The organism is Rheinheimera mesophila (genome assembly GCF_000986865.1).
In the GTDB taxonomy this organism is placed as follows: Bacteria; Pseudomonadota; Gammaproteobacteria; order Enterobacterales; family Alteromonadaceae; genus Pararheinheimera; species Pararheinheimera mesophila.
In genome coordinates, this window is record NZ_LAVS01000009.1 from 87,030 (window position 1) to 107,676 (window position 20,647).

Here is a 20,647-nt window from a genome sequence, read left to right on the forward strand (position 1 = left end):
TTTTACTCCTCCAGACCAAGTCTGTACATCACGTAGTCGTTGTAACCGACCAGCACAGGCAACAGCCCCTGCAATTGCTGATCAAGGCTGGCATCACCGGTATCAGCCAATAAAGGCCGACCACCAAGCTGCTGTAATTTAGTTTTAGTGGCCACTACACAAATATTGCTGCGGCCTACTGCGCGGATCACCGCCGGGCTTAACTGCTGATTGCCCCGGCCAAACACATGGCCCTGGCCGCCAATCAAAGTGATCACCAGCTTGCTGGGGTAATCCTGCACCAGCTCCAGCAACTCTGTGGCTGTGACATCAGATGCAATCAACTCACCATTCTCCACCACATCCACACCTAATAAGGTGTTGGGCAGGCCGAGTTGTTTCATCACGGCAGCCACTGTGGAGCCTGAGCCCATCACGTAGCGTACATTGTCTTCCATGGTACTGGCGATGTAAGCCGCTAAATCATCCAGCACCAGCTCTTCCGATTCTTTACCGCCGTTTTTCACACTTTGAATATACCGAAGTTCGGCTGGAATACGCATTTCGCCAAAACGTTTAGCGCGCACTATGCCCTGGCGAAAGGCCGTTTCGTCTATGTCCATTACGGCAGCTTCGGTTAAGGTCACTAACTCACCTTTGACCAACTGAGCAATCACTTTACCCGCAGCCGATGGGGTGATGGCATAGACCCCAGAGTGAATTTTACAACCGGCAGGCACACCCAGCACTGTTGCGCGTTCGCCAACCGCAGCACAGATATTACGGGCTGTGCCATCACCACCGGCAAACAACAATAATTCTACGCCCTGCTCTGCTATCGCAATCGCCGCTTGTTCTGTATCTTCTGCGGTGGTTTGGCAGGATTTTGGTGTGTAACAAATCTGAAATTGAAAGCCTAAAGAGGCCAATAAATCAGCGCCCATAGCACCAGCAACCGTCAGGATCTGTAACTTATCTTTCAGGGGTAACAGTTGCTCCAGAGCCAAAGCGGTTTTATGGTGCGCCTGAGGCACAGCCCCTAATGCCAGCGCTTGTTCCACCACGCCATCGCTGCCTTTAAGCGCAACAGCACCACCTACTCCGGCGACAGGATTGATAATTAAACCTAAACGAAACAGACTGGCCACAACACCCTCTACAGCATAAAAAAAACGCCGTATTGTAGCCTTTTACCACAGCTATGCCCAGCGCGAACTGGAGCATGAACTAGAGCTTTTGTTGTTGTCCAAGGTTGTTTGGCAGAGAAAAGGCCATCAGAGTCGCAGCTAAAGCCGCCACTGCAGCACTGACGAAAGTTAAAGTAGCGCCTGGTCCATCGGCCCACAATACGCCGGCACAATAAGCGCCGATAGCACCACCACCACCATAAACAACCCCAGCATACAAAGCCTGACCGCGGCTGCGCTGTGCCGGTGCGAAAAAGTTCTGAATAAACTGCATGGCGCAGCTATGTGCCAAAGCAAAACTGGCGGCGTGGAATAGCATACTAAATGCCAGCCAGTACCAGTGCTGGGCCAGATAAGCCACCATCAGCCAGCGTATTACCGTCAGGCCATAACACAGCGTCAGCAATACCCGGTAACTAAAGCGGCGCAGTACCTTACCTGCGTAGAAAAACGCAATAATTTCAGCCAGCACAGCCAGCGCTATCATCATGCCCGACGTCACGCCGCTGTAGCCCAAATCGCGGCAATACAAAATAAAAAAACCATAAAAAGGCGCAAAACTGATTTGCATTAAAAAGGTCGCGGCCATAAAACGTAAAAACACCGGATGCTTAAACAAGGTTCGAAAACGAATAGATTGCTGCCCTTCGGTATTTTTTAGGGTAAATGACGGTAATAAAAACAAAGTCCCCAGCAGCAAAGCCAAAAACACAGTGGCGCCCCAGGGTAAAAATTCGGAGCCAAAATGTTGTAGCAACAAACCGCCCAGCATCACCACCAGGATATAGCCGACGCTACCAAAACTGCGGACCCGGCCATACACAGTACTGTCGTTATTTAAATAATGAAAAGCGCTGACCTCTAACTGCGGCAAAATGGCAGTCCAGAATAAACTGAACAACCCCAACCCCAGCACCAGAGGCCAATAACCAACATCAACATAACTGCTTAACCAGCCAATGGATGCCAGCACAGCGCCAAAACGCATGACACTGATGGGGTCGCCTTTGCGCTCCACCACCATAGCCCACAAGCTCGGGCCAATAATACGGCTGGTAGTGACTATCGCCAGTAACAAACCTATGTCGTGAGAATTAAAACCACGGCCATCAAGAAACATCGGCAGGTAAGGCACAAAAATACCCAACACAGCAAAATAGGCAAAATACGCAAGTCCCAGGGCTGGGGTGGTGGCAAGTTTCATTAGATTTCCACTACAAAAAATTTACGGCGGATTTACGCCGCTAAAAAAACAAAAACGCCGCATAAAGCGACGTTTGTATTCTACCTCAAAGTGTTAAGACTGCCTTGCTATATCTGGCGTTGTCACCATCACATCGGCATTTTGTGCTCTGTGGCGCAGGAAATGATCCATCAGCACTATCGCCAGCATCGCCTCCGCAATAGGCACAGCCCGAATGCCTACACAAGGGTCGTGGCGGCCTTTGGTGATCATCTCCGTTTCTGCACCGCTGGTGGTAATAGTTTTACCCGCAATGCTGATACTAGAGGTTGGTTTGAGTGCAATACTGACGTTAATATCCTGCCCTGAGGTGATACCACCTAAAGTACCACCTGCATGATTCGCACTAAAGCCAGTTAAACGCAGCTCATCTCTGTGGGTTGAGCCGCGCTGCTCTACTACGGCAAAACCATCACCAATTTCAACAGCCTTCACCGCATTGATACTCATCATGGCATGGGCTATATCGGCATCAATACGATCAAACACAGGCTCACCCCAGCCGACAGGCACCCCAGAGGCGACCACATTAATACGGGCCCCGACTGAGTCACCGTCTTTTTTCAACTGACGCATATACTCATCTAACTGCGCCAGCACATCGACATCAGGGCAGAAAAAGTCATTTTTTTCGACCTGATCCCAATCCAGCTTTTGTGCTTTGATCGGGCCAAGCTGCGCCAGATAACCACGAATTTCAATACCAAATTTTTCTTTTAAATACTGCTTGGCGATAGCACCAGCCGCAACCCGGACCGCGGTCTCACGGGCCGATGAGCGACCACCGCCCCGATAATCACGAATGCCAAATTTATGCCAGTAGGTGTAATCGGCATGACCAGGGCGGAACAGGTCTTTAATAGCCGAGTAATCCTGTGAGCGCTGATCAGTATTTTCAATCAGCAAACCAATAGAGGTACCAGTGCTCACGCCTTCAAATACACCGGATAAAATTTTGACTATGTCATCTTCGCGACGGGCCGTGGTGTAACGTGAGGTACCAGGTTTGCGTCTGTCCAGCTCAAACTGAATTTGTTCCAGATCGAGCTTTAAGCCGGGCGGCAAACCATCCACTATGCCACCAATGGCCGGACCATGGCTTTCACCAAAGGTGGTCACTTTAAACAGTTGGCCTATAGAATTCCCCGACATCTTTTGCTCCTGAATCTTGTTCTCTGTTCTAACGAATTAAGCCTTTGATCTGTGCGTTCAGGCGATGCTGATGTTTTACCAAATCCGCTTTACTAATGGCAAATACACCTAAACCACCGCGTTCGAACTCCAGCCATTGCAATGGCAGATCCGGATAAAGCTCTTGCAATGCCACCATGCTGTTGCCCACTTCACAAATCAGCCAGCCACCGTCATTTAGATGCTCTGAGGCCTGTGCCAGAATGCGGCGGGTCAGCTCTAAGCCATCCTGGCCTGAAGCCAAGCCAAGCTCCGGCTCGTGATGGTACTCATCCGGTAAGTCGGCCATATCTTCGGCGTCCACATAAGGTGGATTGGTCACAATCAAATCGTAGGTCTGACCTTTGATGGCATCATAACCATCGGACAACATAGGGAATACCTGATGCTCCAGCTCATGCTGTTCTATGTTAAAAATTGCTACATCCAGCGCATCCTCGCTGATATCCAGCGCGTCTACTTCGGCATTGGGGAACTGTTTGGCGCAGGCGATTGCAATACAACCACAGCCTGTGCATAAATCTAAAATCCGCGCCGGTTCATGATCTTTAAACCAGGGCTCAAAGCTGCGGCTGATCAGCTCGCCTATCGGCGAACGTGGCACTAACACCCGATCATCGACATAAAAACTCAAACCACAGAAAAACGCCTGCTGCGTCAGATAAGCAGCCGGAATACGTTGTTCAATACGTTGCAGCAACAAATCACAAAAGACTCGGGCTTCGGTGCTGGTGACTCGCAGTGGCAACAGGTTCTCTGTGATACGGGCTATATCCAGGCTGTACGCCAGCAACAAGGCCGCTTCGTCCCATGGATTGTCAGTACCGTGGCCAAAATAGATATGAGCTTTGTTAAACTGACTGACAGACCAGCGTAACCAGTCGTGAATAGAATGCAGCTCGCGGATGGCTTCGTCGATAATTTCCGCAGTCAGATGGCTGCTTGGGTGCTCTGTCATTGTGTTTTACTCTAGTGATTGGTTAGACTTCGGGCATGCGAAAAAAAACACCAGTTTCAGATCTTCCTGATGAAGAAAAACAGCTGTTCCGTGACTCGGTAACAGGCGCACGCCCCTTGCAGCAGGACAAGATACCTTTTGCCCGTCAGCCCGGCAAGGTCAGAATGGCCGCTACTTTAACAAATAGCAGTCCAGATAGCCATTTGTTTTACTTTTCAGACCAATACGAAGGTTTTTTCAGCGACAGTCAAACTCTGGCTTTTGTGCAAACAGGCGATGATCCAACCTTAGCCAGGCAATTAAAACGTGGTGAATTTCGCCCCGCTGTAGTGTTGGACTTACATGGTTTAACCCAACAACAGGCCAAAACTGAACTGGCTGGTTTACTGGCGTACTGCGAGCAACAGCATTTCAACTGTGCCTGCGTAGTGCATGGTAAAGGCTTGGGTATTTTGGCAAAACGAGTACCAAACTGGCTGGTACAACACCCGAATGTGCGGGCTTTTCATACGGCCCCCACCGAATGGGGCCGGGATGGTGCTTTGCTGGTGTTGCTCAAAACCCCTGTCTAGGACACCGATTTCACCAGTCGGATCATGCTGGGGCAAACATATTCGAGTAACACACCTTTGTGCGGCTGGTAATCAAGACAAGCGACACCCGCCGTATCAAAAATCGGTGTCTGGCCGCTGCGGGTAAAAGCTTCGACTAAAAAGCTCACCAATGGCATATGTGACACCAGTATAATTTTGGCCTGCGGGTTTTCAGCGTAAAGCACGTCAAGAAAATCAACCACTTGTTGAGCATTGCCTTCAGGGACCAGATCGGTATTGACCGTGACAGACTGTGTCGACAAGCCTTTTTGCAGCAAAACTGCGGCAGTTTGCTGTGTCCTGCGATAAGGGCTGGAGAAAATCTGGTCAAATGCACTATAGTGGTGATGCAGCCACTGGGCCATTTCACTGACTTCGGCCAGACCCGCTGCTGTTAACTGTCGTTCACTGTCGCTCAAGTACTGCGGTTCAGCTTCGCCATGCCGCATAATAACCAAATTAACCATTGTTGCTACCAGTTACAACTTCGCGACACTCGCGAAAAGAGTGCGCTATGATAATGAAAGTTAATGCCGACAGTAACTGCTAATAAAGCATAAAATTGCGTTACTATATTCCTAATCGCTATGATGAACCCTCGCATTCTGTATTTTCAGGGTTCCCGTCACGAGGCATAAATTGAAAAAAAGCCAGTTAATGCAAAGCCCTAACGACAAGCGTCAATATCTGGCGCTGACTTTAGCCAACGACCTGCCCGTTCTTCTGGTACATCAACAGGACGCTGAAAAAAGTGCCGCTGCCCTGACCGTCAATGTCGGCCACTTTGACGACCCGGTTGAGCGTCAGGGCTTGGCGCATTTTCTTGAGCATATGCTTTTTTTGGGCACGGCAAAGTATCCGGATGCCGGCGACTATCAGCATTTTATCAATCATCACGGTGGTAGTCATAACGCCTGGACTGGCACAGAACACAGCAGTTTTTTCTTTGACATCGACACCGATTATTTTGAGCAGGCGCTGGACAGATTCGCCGATATGTTTCGTGCCCCCTTGTTTCGTGCCGATTATATTGAAAAAGAGCGCCAGGCGATCGAGGCTGAGTTTTCACTGAAACTCAAAGACGACAGCAGACGCATTTATCAGGTGCACAAAGAAACGGTGAATCCAGCCCATCCTTTTGCCAAATTTTCGGTGGGTAACTTAACAACTCTGTGCGATACCCCGGAGCAAAGCCTGCAACAGGCTGTGCAGCAGTTTTTTCACAGCCATTATGGTACCCGCCGTATGACGCTCTGTCTGGTCTCACCTCTGCCGCTGCAACAACTGGAACTGCTGGTCCATCAGTATTTTTCTGCGCTACCCAACCATGTGTGCGCCAAAGCCCCTTTGTCTGAACCTTTGTATTTGGCTGAGCATCAGGCGTTGCAACTGGATATAGCCCCACACAAATTCAGTCAGCGCCTGGTCGCCAGTTTTGCTTTGCCCGATATCCAACCCTTGTACAAATACAAGCTGATTTCCTTTTTGGCGCATTTACTGGGGGATGAAGGTCCGGGCTCTTTGCTGGCTTTTTTAAAACATCAAGGCTGGGTTAATCAGCTCAGTGCTGGCGGTGGCATAGACGGCAGTAACTACAAAGATTTTACTTTGTCGTTTGAGCTGACAGAGCAAGGGCTTCTCGCCAAAGATCAGATCCTCGAAGCTATGTTTGGTCAGTTGCGATTGCTGCATCTGGCGCCCTTTCCAGAGCAACTATTTCTGGAGCGTCAACGTTTAGTTCAGTGGAGTTATCTGTACCAGGAGCCCAGCACAGCCTTACAGGGGGCCTGTGATTTGTCTGTCAATATGCAACATTATCCGGTGGACGATTATGTGTATGGCGACTACCGGATGGATCGGCCACCGGAGGCGCTTTATCGCGAATTACTCGCTCATTTTCGCCCCGACAATATGAGAGTGATGTATATAGCGCCCGATATAGAGGCGAACCGGGAAGCACGCTGGTATCAAACCCCTTATCGGGTGCAGTCGCTGACCTCTGGGCAGCTCGAACAGTACCAGCAGGCCAAGGTGCCTGAAGGCAATCATCTGCCACACACGAACCCCTATCTGGTGACAGAGCTGAATTTACTGTCAGATACTGAGCATATGAGCAAACCCCAGCTTGTGGCGCAGCAGTCAGGCTTTAAGTTATGGTTTAAAGCCGATACCGACTTTAAAACCCCAAAAGGTCATATTTTTGTTCAACTGAATTTACCCCGTTGTATTCAGTCTGTGGCGGATATGGCCTCCAGCCGGTTATGGCTGGAGTTGTTTCAGGATCAGGTCAACGAAAGTTTTTATGCCGCCACTACCGCAGGTTTGACTTACCATTTGCATGTTCAGCACAATGGCATCAGCGTGCACAGCAGTGGTCTGGCGGGTAATCAGATCAAACTGGTGACAGACTTATTATCTCAGATGGCCAGTTGTCAGTTTGAGCAGCCGCGTTTTGATGAAATCAAACGTCAGTTGATCAGGCACTGGCAAAATCATAGTAAAAACAAACCCGTCTCTAAACTTTTTAGTCAGTTATCCTCTTTATTACAGCCATTAAATCCGGATATTGATCGGCTGGCTGGCGCACTGCAGCAACTTCATTACGACGATTTTCTCCGGTTTCATCAGCAATTATTGCAGCAGGTTCATCTGGATGCTTTTATGGTCGGTAACTGGCGCCAGACGGATGCATTTGAGCTAAGTCAGGCGTTGCAATTGTGGTTATCCAGCCAACACCAAGGCAACGCTTTGCCACGTCAGCGCTTTAACACCGAGGGAATAGGCCCGGTGTGGGTTCAGGTGCAGGTTGAACATAGCGATCAGGCCCTGGTGATTTATTTGCCATCAAGGCAAAAACAACCTGTGGATATGGCGCTGTTTATGCTGGCGAATCATTTGCTCTCTCCTGAGTATTTTCATGTGCTGCGCACCGAACAGCAGCTCGGCTATTTAGTTGGTACAGGTTATGTACCGATGAACCTGTTGCCTGGTATCGCCTTTTATATCCAGAGCCCGACTGCATCCTGCGCTGAGTTATACCAAGCAACTCTGGCGTTTTATAAAAACTTTCTCTGCGAGTTGGAAGCGCTGGAGGAGGATGAATTTGTCCAGATGAAACAAGGTCTGGCCACCCAAATCAAAGAACGCGACAGTAGTCTGGGAGCCAGGGCAAAACGCTTATGGCTGGCGATTGGACAAGGTGATCACCAGTTTGATTTAAATGAACAGATTGAAACGGCACTGGCTCAGCTTAGCCTTGCTGATTTTATTGCGTTTTTTTATCAACTGCTGGCACCGGACTATGATGCCATTTTCCTTGCGACAGGAGAAAAACCGGATCATAGCCATTTGACTGAACAAAACCCGTTCAATTTATTAGAGAAATTACCTTTATTATCGGAATGGCTTTGACAGGTCCGATAACATTAGTTACCGTGATTTGACATTCATTAAAAAAGTCTGACTGTGCGCCTGACTCCAGTTTTATCACTGCTCTTGGCTGTTGTATCAGCCCTACCTTTACCTGCCATTGCCGCAAGCTGGGAGCAGTTACAACCTTATATGCTGACGCTGATTTCGGTGCTTTCGATAGTTGCTCTGGTGTTGGCGCATCTGAGTATAGTGCGGATGCGGCGCTATCAGTCCAAACTTGAGCAAAGCGAAGAGCGTTTGCGCTTGTCGTTATGGGGTAGCGGCGATGAATTATGGGATTGGGATCTGCAGGCCGGGCAGTTGTATCGCTCCAGCTCCTGGCATCAGCCGTTAGAGAAACCCGGTGACAGCCAGCAATTTCCGCCCAATCGCTCTGAAATTCATCCGCAGGATCTGGACAGAGTCACCAGCGCCCTGCAACAGCATATGCATGGCATGACACCTATATTCGAAGCAAGTTACCGGATAAAAGCCGCTAACGGTCAATGGATTTGGGTACTGGACCGTGGCAAAGTGGTGCAGCTCAATGAACAAGGTCAGGCTATTCGGATGACCGGCACTTTAAAAAATATTCAGCAACTCAAAGAAACCGAAGAGCGTTTAAGCTTGTTTGCCCGCTGTCTGGACAATATTTCAGATGCAGTGATGGTCTGTGATACCAATTTTGCCTTACTAGAAGTCAATCCGGCTTTTGTCAGCATGACAGGCAAAAACCGTGAGTCTGTGCTGCATACTGTGTTTGAACTCTGCCTCTACCCTGCCCGCTTTTTACATGAAATTCGTCAGTCCTTGCTGGAGCAAGGCTACTGGGCGGGCGAAATTGAAGACAAAAGGCACAATGGTGAGCTGTATCAGGCCGAACTGAGTTTTGACGTGATCAAAGACGAGCAAGGCCAAGTACAGCAGTTTGTTGGCGTGATTTCGGATATCAGCGAGCGGAAAAAACGCGAAGCCGAATTAAACCGTCTGGCCGATACAGATACCTTAACGGGTCTGCCCAACCGGGCCCGTTTTTCCAGTCACTTAAGTCAACTGGTACGCGAACAGGTGGAACATGCCCTGCTGGTGTTTGACTTAGACAACTTTAAAAAAATTAACGATTCACTCGGTCATGAACTGGGCGATACCTTGCTTTGTAAATTGTCTGAACGTTTAAGCCAGTTCACCCGCTTTAAAGCCAAACTCTATCGCCTGGGCGGCGACGAATTTGCCGTAGTGCTGGAAAATACCAACGATATTCACAGTATCACCAGTCTGGCCAAAGACCTGTTAAAACAAATAAACCTGCCATTTTTCATTGAACAACATGAACTGGCGATCACCAGCAGTATTGGCATAGTGCTGTATCCGGAAGATGGCAACGACCCGCAGGCATTGCTGCGTAACGCCGATACCGCCATGTACCACGCCAAACACGAAGGTGCTAACCGTTACCTGTTTTTTAATGACTCGATGAATAAGCTGGCGGTAAAACGTTTACAAGTAGAAAACCTGATCCGTCATGGCTTAAAAGAGGACTATTTCACCGTATTTTATCAGCCGAAAATGGACATAGTCACAGGTCAACTGGTGGGTATGGAAGCCTTAGTACGCTTTATTACGCCGAAAAAAGGCTTAATCAGTCCAGCCTCTTTTATTCCTGTGGCAGAAGAAACAGGTCAAATTCTGGAAATAGGCGAAGTGGTTTTGCAAAAAACCTGTGAGGATGTCAAACGCTGGATAGACATGGGCCTGTTTCATGGCCGGGTGGCGGTCAACTTATCGGCTAAGCAGTTTATGTTGCCATTTTTGTGTGAGCAGATAGACGACATACTGCAGCGCTCTGAACTGCCTTCTTATCATCTGGAGCTGGAAATTACCGAAGGCACTGTGATGCAATCGCCGACGCTGGCGATAGATACCATGAAAAAACTTCGAGCCCGCGGTATTCATTTAGCCATGGATGACTTTGGCACAGGCTATTCATCCTTAGCTTATTTAAAACAATTTCCGCTCAATACTTTAAAAATAGATAAAGCTTTTATCGACGATATGAACACAGCCCGTGGTCGCAATATGGTGGACACTATAGTGACTATAGCGCACAACCTGAACCTGACTGTGGTTGCCGAAGGAGTGGAGCATGCAGAGCAATTACAGCAGCTCAAACAGCTACGCTGTGAGATTATTCAGGGCTATTTCTACAGTAAGCCATTATCGGCTCATGATTTTGGTCTGTTCTTAAAACAACAGAAACAACAAAAACCAAAACTCACCGCAGTTCCTTAGCGGAAAAAAATTGGGTCAAGGCACAGTGTTCACTGTTTACACTGTGCCTTGACCCCATGTTATGGTGCATGACTTTAATCTGCGTCGTTATCTACGAAGGAGAAGTCTTCACCACCATCTGCAATACGCTTCTTACCAAACACGGTATGGAATTTGCGTTTTTCCTGCAGACGTTGCTTGTACTTCAACCAGACCTTTTCATACTGGCTGGTTGCCTCTTGTTCACCTTTGCAAACAGCGATAAAACGTTGTTCTTCTTCATTGACTGGCTGGCGTGAGCCTGCTTCCAGTTCCTGCATGGCGTTGCCATGTTTTTCCAGCAGATTACCCTCTGCCAGAGTAAAGCGCCCGGACCTGGTGAATCCCTTAGGGAAGTTCTGGTCATCGAAAAAGCGACGGTTAGCGACAAAACTTTGCTGCATCACTTTTTTCCTCTACTTTAGTTGTATCTACAGCTATCCGAATCAAACTGTGCGCAGTATGGTAAACAAAATCAGACTCGTCAAACAAAAATTTTGCTTTGTCAAAAGAAATGATTTTGTACTGTCACAGAAGGCGCATTTTGCTCAGAAAATAAACGCAACTGCTTGACGAATAACCCTTTTAATCACTTTAAATTGCCAATTTTGATACGGAGAGGACACAAGCCGGGATCAGCGTTAAAAGAAATTTGAAAAGCGGCCAAAGGCACGACGTAACGTTAGTCTTTTATGACTGTGAAATAACGGCAGCACCAGCGGTCCCAGACAAAAAGCGGCTAAAGCCCAGCGTTTCGCCGCCATACCCGTGCGTAAAGCCGCAATATAGACGCTGACACTGCTCAGACAAAAAATACTCAGGATAACAACCACAGCACACTCCCGCAGATCCGCACTGCTGAAAAAAACCGCAGCACTATACCAGACCGCTCAGGGCTTGGCTTGGAAAAAAACTACGGCTGCGACGAAAGTCTGAGTCGGGTTGAAAAAACCAAGGCGCTGACAACAGATGCAGCGCCTTGGTTTTTCTCTGGATTAGGAGGCTGGCGGCGCGGCTAACAACGACAATATAAAGGCATATTCATCGGCAATTTCAATCATGCGGGAGAAACGCCCTGACTTGCCACCATGACCGGCTTCCATCGTGGTGCGGAACAACAACGGATTCTGATCGGTTTTGACGGTACGCAGCTTTGCCACCCATTTTGCCGGTTCAAAATACTGGACTTGTGAGTCATGCAAACCCGTCGTGACGAACATGGCCGGATAAGCCTGCTTTTTCACCTGATCATAAGGCGAATAGGACAACATATAGTCGTAATAGACTTTTTGTTTTGGATTGCCCCACTCGTCAAACTCATTGGTAGTCAGCGGAATAGACTCATCCAGCATAGTGGTCACCACATCGACAAAAGGCACATGAGCTACCAAACCGCGGTATTTTTCCGGTGCCATATTAGCAATAGCCCCCATCAGCAAACCACCGGCACTGCCGCCCATCGCAAACACTTTATCTTTTGCGGCATATTTTTCAGCCACCAGATAGTCGGTCACATCGATAAAATCAGTGAAGGTATTGATCTTCTTCAGCAGTTTGCCGTTTTCATACCAGCTACGGCCCATCTCCTGACCACCGCGAATATGAGCTATAGCATAAACAAAACCACGGTCTACCAAAGACAGCACTGTGCTGCGAAACGACGGTGCGCTGGAAATACCGTAGGAACCATAAGCATACTGATACAAAGGCGCAGTACCGTCTTTTTTCAGGCCTTTTTTATACAACAAACTGACCGGAATTTTTGTGCCGTCTTTGGCAGTGGCCCAGACCCGCTCCGTTTGGTAGTGATGTTTATCAAAACCACCTAAGACTTCCTGCTGCTTTAATAAACGCTTCTCCCCCGTTTTCATATGCATTTCATAGACGGAAGGTGGCGTGGTCAAGGAGGTGTAGCTGTAACGTAACCACTGGCTGTTTTGCTCTGGGTTGTTGTCAGTTTTGGCGACATAAGCCGCTTCGTCGGATCCGACATACTGAACCTTGGTTAAATCAGCCCAGGGCATCAAACGCACTCTGTCCAAACCATTGCTGCGCTCGTTGATCACCAGATAGTCGGTAAAAAGCTGGAACGACTCAATAAATACATCCGGATCATGTGGCAGCAGCGGCTGCCAACGGCTTCGATCGCCAATCTGGTCGTCATTGACCGTCATCAGACGATAATTCGGTGCATCCCAGTCGGTCATAATGACCCAACGGTTACCTATGTGCTCCACCTCATATTTGAAATCGCGTTGGCGGGGTGCGATGGCTTGAAACTGGCCTTGTTTGTCATCAGATTTGAGCACGAGCATTTCATTCGATACGGTACTGCCGAGCCAAATCACTACAAACTTGTCATCTGCGGTATTGCCCACCCCCATATAAAAACTACTGTCTTTTTCTTCGTACAGCACCTCATCTTTCGCCACAGCTTGTCCCAGCGTATGGCGGCGCACTTTGGTGCCCAATAAAGTTTGCGGGTCTTTTTCAATATAAAACAGTTGACGGCTATCTGCTGACCAGGCAATCGAGGCTTCTGCGCCTGGGATAGCTGTGGCTAAGTCTTTGCCTGTACGCAGGTCCCGCACTTTAATGCTGTAGTTACGCCGGCCCGTGCTGTCCTCTGCATAAGCCACTAGCTGTTGATCAGGGCTGACCTGATAATTGCCTATCTGATAAAAATCCTTACCTTTGGCCAGTTCGTTGACATTGAGCATCACCTGCTCCGCACCACCTGCTTTGGGCTTACGGGCATAAATAGGATACTCTTTGCCTTGCTCATAGCGGGTGTAATAAGAGTAATCTCCCTTCACCACAGGCACTGTACTGTCGTCTTGTTTAACACGGCCAATAATTTCATCGGCTAAAGTTTTACTCAGGCTTTTGTACTGGTCGGCATACTGCTGGTAATACTGATTTTCAGCCTGAAGGTAAGCCAGCACTTCAGCAGCCTGTCGTTTATCGTCACGTAGCCAATAATAAGGGTCTTGTCTGTCGCCATGTGCTGATTTCACGACATAAGGTTTGACTGGTGCCACAGGGGCTGCAGATGGCATAGCAGCCATCAATTGAACACTGCTGAGCATAGCAACTCCATAACCGAGGATCCGAAGCGGATTAGGCATGTTTTTCTCTCTTTTGTCTCTGAAGGTGATGGTTTAAACAACAAAACGTTAACACACCAGCAGTTCTACAACCACTGTAACAGCGGGTGATACGACGAATAAGATGTAACAAAACAATGCGGCGTCAAAGCAGAATGCGTATAGCAGAAAAAGAAAAGGCTCCTGTCACTACAGAGCCTTCTCTATTAAGAGGGGGACTTAATAAAAACTGGCGTTTTGCTCTGCTTTTTCCAGCAGCAGTTTGCTTGGCGCAAAACGTGCGCCAAAACGGCTTTCAAAGCTACGCAGGTGCGCTACCAAAGTTGCGGCCCCCATCTGATCGATATAGCGGAACGGGCCACCTAAGAAAGGCGGGAAGCCGATACCGAAAATAGCGCCTATATCACCGTCACGGGCGCTGCTGATGATGCCTTCCTCTAAACAGCGCACGGCTTCGTTTAGCATTTGCACCACGCAGCGCAGCGCGATTTGATCGCCACTGAGCTTAGCTGCTGGGTTTAAACCCAATACGCTATAGACTGAGGCATCGACCTGCTTTTTCCCTTTGGCTTTGGCGCCATACAGGTAAAACCCTTTTTCTGTCTTGCGGCCTTTACGACCATCTGCCAGTAAGCGGTCAAATGCTGCTGGGGCAGCAAAACGCTCACCCAGTTCATTCAACAGAATGGGCGATATTTTAGCGCCTACGTCTATGCCCACTTCATCGAGCAAGGTAATAGGACCGACAGGGAAACCAAACTTCACCAGAGCTTTATCCAGCGCTTCGACCGGTTCACCTTCGAGCAGTATATTGGCCGCTTCATTCATATACAGCGCCAGAATACGGTTGACGTAAAAACCTGCGCCATCTTTGACGACGATCGGCGTTTTGCCTTGCTTACGGGCAAAAGCCACAGTAGTGGCTATAGTTTCAGCCGAAGTTTTTTCATGGGCTATGACTTCCACCAGCGGCATTTTATCCACAGGCGAGAAGTAATGCAGACCAATCACATTTTCCGGGCGCGCTGCTTTGGCGGCAATTTGGCCTATTGGCAATGAACTGGTATTGCTGGCAAAAATGGTCTGCTCAGAGCAATTGGCCTCAATATCTGCGACCATCTGCTGTTTTAAGTTTAAATCTTCAAATACCGCTTCAACCACTAAATCTACATCATGGAAACCGCTGTAATCTGTGGTGCCGGTCAGCAAGGACATCTGTTTTTGCACTTCAGTTTTAGTGACAAAACGTTTACGCAGTTTTTTCTCCAGCAGGCTGTAGCTGTATTTCATCGCATTGGAAATACCTTGCTGGTTGATGTCTTTAATTCGTACCGGCACACCAGCTTTGGTCGCTGTGACATTAGCAATACCACCGCCCATCAAACCACCACCTAAAATAGCGGCTTTGTGCACTTTATGCGGCTGCACATCCCCTGCCCCTGTCTCTTTTTTCATCTGAGTGGTGGCAAAAAATAGCGAACGTAAGGCTTTGGACTCAGAGGTCATGCACAGCTCACCAAAAGCTTTGGCTTCCACATCCAGACCTTTATTAAAACCGCCATCGACCCCCGCTTTAATGGCTTTGATAATTTTCAGCGGGGCCGGGTAATTGCCATGCGTCTTCGCTAAGGTTTGTTTTTCAGCCTGGCTAAATACAATAGCGCGGCCAAAAGGTGTTTTTTCCAGCACTTTACCGACAAAATTCAGTTTCACATCCCGCGCTGCTGGTTTGCCTTTGAGCGCTAATTGCACAGCCGCCTCCAGCAGAATGCTTTTCGGCACTACAGCATCGACTAAACCGATTTTTTTCGCCTGGGCCGCACGCAACTGCTTGCCGGTTAAAATCATATCCAAAGCTTTTTGAATACCGACCAGACGAGGCAAACGCTGAGTACCACCGCTGCCAGGCAATAAACCTAACTGCACTTCAGGTAAGCCCAATACCGTTTTGTTGTCTGTGGTCGCAACCCGGGCATGACAGGCTAAAGCCAGCTCTAAACCACCGCCTAAACAGGGGCCATGAATAGCAGCCACCAACGGAATAGACAAAGCCTCTAACTGGTTAAACACCAGTTGGCCCATACGGCCTATGTCTTCGGCTTGCTGCGCTGTAGTGCAGCCATCCAGCATTGAAATATCAGCACCGGCGATAAAAGAATCCGCTTTGCCGCTGATAATCACCAGACCTTTGATGTCTTTGTTATTTTTAATCTCGCTGAGTAACGATTTAATTTCATCAGCAAACGCAGCTTTGAGCACATTCATGCTCTCGCCTGCCACATCCATGCTGATCACACCAACCTGATCAGGTCTTACTGTTAAGGTAAAAGTAGGCTGAGTCATTATTCAGTCTCCACAATCATGGCAGCACCTAAACCACCGGCCGCACAGGCCGTGGTTAAACCAATACCACCGCCACGGCGTTTTAATTCATTAAGCGTCTGGGTGATTAAACGGGTACCAGTCGCGGCAAACGGATGGCCGTAAGCTAAAGAGCCGCCGATGACGTTAAATTTCGCCATATCAATCTCACCTATGGCCTCGGCGCGGCCTAATTTTTGTTCAGCAAAAGTTTTGCTGCCAAACATTTTCATATTGGCCAATGCCTGGGCGGCAAAAGCTTCGTGCATTTCAATCAGGGTTAAATCCGACAGTTTCAGACCAGCCCGATCCAGTGCGATAGGCGTTGCATAAGAAGGTCCCATCAGCATATCTTCCCACACATCGATAGCAGCAAAAGCGTAGCTGCGGATATACCCCAGCACTTCATACCCCATCGCCTTAGCGCGGCTTTCGGTCATCATCAATACCGCAGAAGCACCGTCTGTTAATGGCGTACTGGTGGCAGCGGTGACAGAACCAAATTGACGGTCAAAAACAGGTTTTAACTTGCTGTAGGATTCCAGCTTCGAATCCATCCGGATATTGTTGTCGATTTCCAGGAAGGTTTTGTACGGCTCAATATGAGCGGTCATCACTTCATCTTTGAGCAAACCATCTTTCCAGGCTTGTGCAGCCAGGCTATGGGAACGGTGTGCCAAAGCATCCTGGTCAGCACGGCTAATACCATGGGTTTTGGCCATTTGTTCAGCGGTGTCGCCCATCGACAAACCTGTGGTGTACTCAGCCACTGCAGGTGGTACCGGCAATAAATCTTTTAAACCCAAGCGGCGGAAGATCGCCAGTTTCTGACCAAAAGTTTTGGCTTTGTTTAAATCCACCAAAGCGCGGCCCAATTTTTTGCTGACACCAATAGGCAATACTGAGCTTGAGTCTGCACCGCCGGCGATAGCGATTTCGGTCACGCCCGCCATCATGCTTTCCGCCACACTGACCACAGACTGGAAGCTGGTCGCGCAGGCGCGGGTCACACTAAAGGCATCGGTATGCACATTCATGCCTGTACCTAGCACAATTTCACGGGCGATATTGGGCGCTTCCGGCATTTGTACAACTTGACCAAAAACCAGTTGATCTATTAACTTGGGCGACAATTCGCTACGGATCAGTAATTCATTGACCACCAGTTTGCCCAGTTCCAGCGCTGAAACGCCATGGAATTCAGTGGCTTGCTTTGCAAATGGAGTACGCAGACCACGCACTATGGCGATACGATCTCCCTGGCGAGTGGTAAGTTGTAGTGGCGCGGCCATAAAAGTCCTCTTTCTGTGTTTACCGTGACAGGTCTGACCTGTGGATAGCTCGATTGTAACCAGAGATCAGGCAAATTAAAACACTTGTTTTAAAAGCTCCTGAACCTTATATAAATGCAAGTGGTCTTAGCCTAGCTTTTTTCCAGGCTAACTGCTTGGAAAATAAACAACAATAAGTCATGACGATAACTAAAAAACAGTAGTGGGTATTATGGTAAAGGCATTCTCCGCGTTAAAAGACTATCTGGACAGTCAGGTCTTAGGTCAGCATGGGCTGACAGAAGGGATCTTATTGGCTTTACTGGCTAACGGCCATTTACTGGTCGAGGGCCCACCAGGTTTAGCCAAAACCCGCGCAGTCAATGCGTTAGCTCAGGGGGTTGAAGGTCGTTTTCATCGGATTCAGTTTACCCCTGACTTATTGCCCGCTGATTTAACAGGCACAGATATCTACCGTCCTGAAACAGGCCAGTTCGAATTTCAGGCCGGTCCGTTGTTTCATCATATTATCCTGGCTGATGAAATTAACCGCGCCCCGGCTAAGGTGCAATCGGCGTTATTAGAGGCGATGGCGGAAAAGCAAATTACAGTGGGTCGCAAAACCTATGCCCTGCCTGAACTGTTTTTAGTGATGGCCACGCAAAACCCGCTGGAACAGGAAGGTACTTACCCTTTACCTGAAGCTCAATTAGACCGCTTTTTATTGCACCTGAAAGTGGATTACCCGGATGCCGCCACTGAGCTGGCGATTTTGCGTTTAACCCGGGGTGAAGCTTTAGCTCATGATAAAGCTAAATTAAACCCTATCAGTCAAGCCGATATTTTTGCTGCCCGTCAGGACATTTTAAAACTGCATATGGCCGAGAGCCTAGAAAACTACATAGTGCAGCTGGTGATGGCGACCCGTAATGCCAAAGCCTACAGCGAACAACTGGCCAAATGGATAGCTTATGGTGCCAGTCCACGCGCCAGTATTGCGTTAGAGCGCTGCGCCCGCGCCAAGGCCTGGTTAGAAGGCCGGGATTTTGTTACACCGGATGATATTCAGGCGGTATTTTTTAATGTGTTACGTCATCGTCTGATCTTAACGTATGACGCCGAAGCTCAGGGCTTAAGCACTGATGATGTGCTCAGAGAGATTTTAAAACTGGTCCCGGTTGCCTGATGTGCTGTTGATGAATACCCAACTTCAGCTTGAACAATTGGCCACAGACGGTATCCATTTGGATTTACCGCAGCTTTTGGCTTATCAGCGTCATCATGCTTTGCTGGATTTAGCGCCCAAAATGGCGATTCAGAGCAAACTTGCGGGCACCTATCTGGCCCGCACGAAAGGCCGTGGTATGGAGTTTGATGAAGTACGGCATTACCAAAGCGGTGATGATGTACGTACCATCGACTGGCGGGTGACAGCCCGCACTGGCAAAGTGCACACTAAGCTATTCCGTGAAGAAAAAGAACGTCCGGTGTTTATCCTGACGGATCTGTCGGAATCGATGCGTTTTGGCACAAAACTACTGCTGAAATCGGTGCAGGCTGCCCATTTAGCAGCCTTGTTAGCATGGCATGTGCGTGAAACCGGCGACAAACTCGGTGGGCTGGTCTTTAGTGAACAGCAATTGCTGGAGCTTAAACCCGCAGCCCGCAGTCAAGCGGTGTTACGTTATTTAAATGCGCTGATTAAAATTCAACACAACCAGGGCATGCAGGCAGAGTCCAACATTAACCACGCTTTAGGTTTAATGCGTCGGTTAGCCCGCCCTGGTGCGCTTATTTTTGTGATCTCAGATTTCAGCGCACTTGACGCACAAGGCTTGCGCCACCTGCAAGCGATGCGCCAGCATAATGAAATACGTTGCGTGCAGATCACAGACCCGCTGGATTTACACTTGCCGCGGTCTGCCTCCGGTTTGGCTGCGGTGACCGACGGTGTGGCGTTAAAGACGCTGGATTTGGGGTCTGCCGTATTAAAAGACAGTTATCAAAAGCAACAACTCCAATGGCAGCAGGCCTTGCAACAGAACTTAAAAAAACTCAACTGCCGCTATTTAGAACTCAGTGCAGCTTTGCCTTTAATTGAACAATTAAACAGGAGTTGGCCTGATGGCGAACACTGACCCCCAACTGGCTTTAGCGGATATTCAAGAGCCGGTTTTGAATACCTTCTGGCCACCGGCACCAGGCTGGTGGTTGCTTACGGTAGTGCTGATTTTAGTACTCGCCTATGGTTTTCGTTTTTTCTGGATAGGCTGGCAAAAAGCTTTGCCTTTACGTCAGGCTAAAGCGGAATTGCGCCTGATCAAAGCGCCAGGGCAAAGCGCTGAACTGAATGAGCTGCTAAAACGGCTGCTGCGTTGCTACAGCCCGCGACATCAGGCGTTATCTGCGCCAGTCAAACAATGGCAGGACTTTTTGCAGCAGCAATTACCGCAGCAGCCATTACCCGACTTACAAAGTCTGTTATATAAACCAGACCCCGCTGAAGCCGATTTCAGCCTCTATCTGCAGTTTGTCACAACATGGCTGAACAAAGTCTCCGTTAAACAGTTGGAGCAGCTCTGATGTTTGAATTCAGCTACCCCTGGTTGTTTGTTTTGCTGCCTCTGCCCTTGCTGCTGCGTCGCAACACTCAGCAGCAAGGCAGCCCACTTAAACACAAAGCGTTAATTCTGGCCGGAGGTCAGAGTCCAGGTTTCGTCAGCAAAGCGCCCCGCTCTGCTAAAACCTTGCTGGCGTTGTTGTGCTGGTGTTTTTTAGTGCTGTCAGCCACTCAACCTAAATGGCTGGGGGAAACAGTGACTTTGCCACAACAAGGCCGTGATTTAATGCTGGCGCTGGATCTGTCTGGCTCGATGGCGATCAGTGATATGCAACATCAGGGGCAAAGCATAGACAGGCTGCAGGCGGTAAAACTGGTTGTCACTGACTTTATTCAGCAACGCAAAGGCGATCGGATCGGGCTTATCTTATTTGGTGACGCCGCCTATCAGCAAACGCCGCTCACTTATGATCTGACCA

General features: G+C 48.8%; 17 protein-coding genes. 7 read left to right on the top strand and 10 right to left on the bottom strand.

Going from position 1 to position 20,647, the window contains the following annotated elements; genetic code table 11:
• Window positions 1–2: 2 nt before the first annotated feature.
• From SD53_RS05615 to prmB, 4 genes are all read right to left on the bottom strand, one after another.
• Window positions 3–1,127 (bottom strand): ATP-NAD kinase family protein, encoded by a 1,125-nt coding sequence (locus SD53_RS05615; protein WP_046519246.1) that lies wholly within the window; start codon window positions 1,125–1,127, stop codon window positions 3–5.
• A 79-nt stretch (window positions 1,128–1,206) separates the two neighbouring features.
• The gene (locus SD53_RS05620) at window positions 1,207–2,370 is read right to left on the bottom strand and encodes an MFS transporter (RefSeq protein ID WP_046519247.1); all 1,164 of its coding nucleotides are present in this window, start codon (window positions 2,368–2,370) and stop codon (window positions 1,207–1,209) included.
• 93 nt (window positions 2,371–2,463) lie between these two features.
• Window positions 2,464–3,561, bottom strand: a complete 1,098-nt coding sequence (aroC, locus tag SD53_RS05625) for a chorismate synthase (RefSeq protein WP_046519248.1) — start codon at window positions 3,559–3,561, stop codon at window positions 2,464–2,466.
• Window positions 3,562–3,589: 28 nt separating this feature from the next.
• Complete coding sequence (gene prmB, locus SD53_RS05630; RefSeq protein WP_046519249.1) at window positions 3,590–4,558, bottom strand: 50S ribosomal protein L3 N(5)-glutamine methyltransferase; 969 nt, start codon at window positions 4,556–4,558, stop codon at window positions 3,590–3,592.
• Window positions 4,559–4,593: 35 nt separating this feature from the next.
• On the opposite strand from prmB, the gene smrB reads away from it, so the two are divergent.
• Window positions 4,594–5,130 (top strand): endonuclease SmrB, encoded by a 537-nt coding sequence (gene smrB / locus SD53_RS05635; protein WP_046519250.1) that lies wholly within the window; start codon window positions 4,594–4,596, stop codon window positions 5,128–5,130.
• On the opposite strand, the gene sixA is transcribed toward smrB, so the two are convergent.
• Window positions 5,127–5,618 carry a phosphohistidine phosphatase SixA gene (gene sixA, locus SD53_RS05640; protein WP_046519251.1) on the bottom strand — a complete coding sequence of 164 codons (492 nt, stop codon included), beginning with the start codon at window positions 5,616–5,618 and terminating at the stop codon, window positions 5,127–5,129. The genes smrB and sixA overlap by 4 nt on opposite strands.
• Before the next feature lie 172 nt (window positions 5,619–5,790).
• Between sixA and SD53_RS05645 the strand changes: the two genes are divergently transcribed.
• Both SD53_RS05645 and SD53_RS05650 read left to right on the top strand, forming a co-directional pair.
• Window positions 5,791–8,562, top strand: a complete 2,772-nt coding sequence (locus tag SD53_RS05645) for an insulinase family protein (protein ID WP_082101787.1) — start codon at window positions 5,791–5,793, stop codon at window positions 8,560–8,562.
• 54 nt (window positions 8,563–8,616) lie between these two features.
• Window positions 8,617–10,851 carry a putative bifunctional diguanylate cyclase/phosphodiesterase gene (locus tag SD53_RS05650; RefSeq protein WP_082101788.1) on the top strand — a complete coding sequence of 745 codons (2,235 nt, stop codon included), beginning with the start codon at window positions 8,617–8,619 and terminating at the stop codon, window positions 10,849–10,851.
• A gap of 74 nt (window positions 10,852–10,925) precedes the next feature.
• On the opposite strand, the gene SD53_RS05655 is transcribed toward SD53_RS05650, so the two are convergent.
• The 5 genes from SD53_RS05655 to fadI form a co-directional block, all read right to left on the bottom strand.
• Entirely contained in the window at window positions 10,926–11,273 is a 348-nt protein-coding gene (locus SD53_RS05655) for a MaoP family protein (RefSeq protein WP_046519253.1), read from the bottom strand.
• Window positions 11,274–11,510: 237 nt separating this feature from the next.
• Window positions 11,511–11,702, bottom strand: a complete 192-nt coding sequence (locus SD53_RS05660) for a hypothetical protein (RefSeq protein WP_046519254.1) — start codon at window positions 11,700–11,702, stop codon at window positions 11,511–11,513.
• A gap of 162 nt (window positions 11,703–11,864) precedes the next feature.
• Entirely contained in the window at window positions 11,865–13,997 is a 2,133-nt protein-coding gene (locus SD53_RS05665) for a S9 family peptidase (RefSeq protein ID WP_206539901.1), read from the bottom strand.
• A gap of 198 nt (window positions 13,998–14,195) precedes the next feature.
• Window positions 14,196–16,319 carry a fatty acid oxidation complex subunit alpha FadJ gene (gene fadJ / locus SD53_RS05670; protein ID WP_046519256.1) on the bottom strand — a complete coding sequence of 708 codons (2,124 nt, stop codon included), beginning with the start codon at window positions 16,317–16,319 and terminating at the stop codon, window positions 14,196–14,198.
• Entirely contained in the window at window positions 16,319–17,629 is a 1,311-nt protein-coding gene (gene fadI / locus SD53_RS05675; protein ID WP_046519257.1) for an acetyl-CoA C-acyltransferase FadI, read from the bottom strand. The genes fadJ and fadI overlap by 1 nt, the downstream gene beginning before the upstream one ends.
• Window positions 17,630–17,840: 211 nt before the next feature.
• Here fadI and SD53_RS05680 point away from each other — a divergent pair, with 211 nt between their 5' ends.
• The 4 genes from SD53_RS05680 to SD53_RS05695 all read left to right on the top strand — a co-directional run.
• Entirely contained in the window at window positions 17,841–18,794 is a 954-nt protein-coding gene (locus tag SD53_RS05680; protein ID WP_046519258.1) for an AAA family ATPase, read from the top strand.
• A gap of 10 nt (window positions 18,795–18,804) precedes the next feature.
• The gene (locus SD53_RS05685) at window positions 18,805–19,746 is read left to right on the top strand and encodes a DUF58 domain-containing protein (protein WP_046519269.1); all 942 of its coding nucleotides are present in this window, start codon (window positions 18,805–18,807) and stop codon (window positions 19,744–19,746) included.
• Window positions 19,733–20,191 carry a DUF4381 domain-containing protein gene (locus tag SD53_RS05690; RefSeq protein WP_052749270.1) on the top strand — a complete coding sequence of 153 codons (459 nt, stop codon included), beginning with the start codon at window positions 19,733–19,735 and terminating at the stop codon, window positions 20,189–20,191. The genes SD53_RS05685 and SD53_RS05690 overlap by 14 nt, the downstream gene beginning before the upstream one ends.
• Window positions 20,191–20,647: VWA domain-containing protein (locus SD53_RS05695; protein WP_046519259.1), on the top strand; the 457-nt coding region annotated here is incomplete at its 3' end. The genes SD53_RS05690 and SD53_RS05695, both read left to right, overlap by 1 nt.